This window comes from Corynebacterium sp., assembly GCF_012837295.1.
GTDB lineage: Bacteria > Actinomycetota > Actinomycetes > Mycobacteriales > Mycobacteriaceae > Corynebacterium.
The window spans coordinates 1-1,583 of sequence record NZ_DURI01000110.1; the positions used below are offsets into that span (position 1 = coordinate 1).

The window sequence follows — 1,583 nt, forward strand, 5'->3', positions numbered from 1 at the left end:
GCCCACACTCTCGTGTGGGACCGGAGCCCCTCCCCTGATGCGGGTGGAGAACCTGGTCGTGCGACCGGTTACCGCTTACGCGGCACCCGAAGCGCGGCGGGTGGCGCGCAGCTCGGACTCGGCCCGTGCCTTGACCTCCGGATCATCCGACTGGAGGCGAGACTCGGCGTCGGAGACGTCGACCTCGTCGGCCCAAACGGCCTTGTCGGCGAGAACGGTGATCTTCTTCGTGGACACGGAGAGGAACCCGCCCTGGACGGCGGCGACCAGAACCTGGCCGTCGTCGGTCCGGATGGTCACCGTGCCATTCTCGGTCAACTGACCGAGGAACGGCTGGTGGCCGGGCAGCACGCCGATCTCACCCTCGGTGGTCTCGGCCGTCACGGAAGTGGCCTTGCCCTCCCAGAGCATGCGCTCGACGGCGACCAGTTCGGTGGCGATGTCAGCCATGTGGAACGCCCCTTACTTCTTCTGCATCTCGGCGTACTTCTTCTCGACGTCGTCGAGGCCGCCCAGGCCGTCGAAGGCCATTTCCGGGTAGTTGTCGAAGTCGCCCTTGCAGATGCGGTCGAAGGCCACGATGGTGTCCTTCAGCGGCACGTAGGAGCCCGGCAGACCGGTGAACTTCTCCGCGACGAAGAAGTTCTGGCCCAGGAATCGCTGGATGCGACGGGCGCGCTGGACGGTGATCTTGTCCTCTTCGGACAGCTCGTCCATGCCCAGGATCGCGATGATGTCCTGGAGCTCCTTGTTCTTCTGCAGGATGTTGATGACCTGCTGCGACACGCGGTAGTGCTCCTCGCCGACGATGGACGGCTCGAGGATTCGAGACGTCGACGACAGCGGGTTCACGGCCGGGTAGATGCCCTTCGACGCAATGGAGCGGTCGAGCTCCGTGGTGGCGTCGAGGTGCGCGAAGGTGGTCGCCGGAGCCGGGTCGGTGTAGTCGTCGGCGGGCACGTAAACGGCCTGCAGAGACGTAATCGAGCGGCCCTTGGTCGACGTAATGCGGTCCTGGAGGACGCCCATCTCGTCGGCCAGCGTCGGCTGGTAACCCACGGCCGAAGGCATGCGGCCCAGCAGGGTCGACACCTCGGAACCGGCCTGCGTGAAGCGGAAGATGTTGTCGATGAAGAGCAGCACGTCCTGGTGCTGCACGTCACGGAAGTACTCCGCCATGGTCAGGCCCGACAGCGCGACGCGCATACGGACTCCCGGCGGCTCATCCATCTGGCCGAAGACGAGCGCGGTGTCCTGCAGCACGCCCATCTCCTCCATCTCGAGGAAGAGGTCCGTGCCCTCACGGGTGCGCTCACCGACGCCGGCGAAGACCGACGTACCGGAGAACTCACGCGCGATACGGGTGATCATCTCCTGAATCAGAACGGTCTTGCCGACGCCGGCGCCACCGAACAGGCCGATCTTGCCGCCCTTGACGTACGGGGTCAGCAGGTCGATGACCTTGATGCCCGTCTCCAGGATCTCGGTCTTGCCCTCGAGCTGGTCGAAGGCCGGCGGCTCGCGGTGGATGCCCCACTGCTCGCCGTCGCGACCCAGGCCCGGCTCGTCCAGGCAGTCGCCCA

At 66.0% G+C, this 1,583-nt stretch carries 2 protein-coding genes; both read right to left on the bottom strand.

The window, feature by feature from the left end:
• Positions 1-75: 75 nt before the first annotated feature.
• The gene (locus GX015_RS03690) at positions 76-450 is read right to left on the bottom strand and encodes a F0F1 ATP synthase subunit epsilon (protein ID WP_291342885.1); all 375 of its coding nucleotides are present in this window, start codon (positions 448-450) and stop codon (positions 76-78) included.
• A 12-nt stretch (positions 451-462) separates the two neighbouring features.
• Positions 463-1,583 (bottom strand): F0F1 ATP synthase subunit beta (gene atpD / locus GX015_RS03695; protein WP_291342886.1); only part of this gene is annotated, 1,121 nt, incomplete at its 5' end.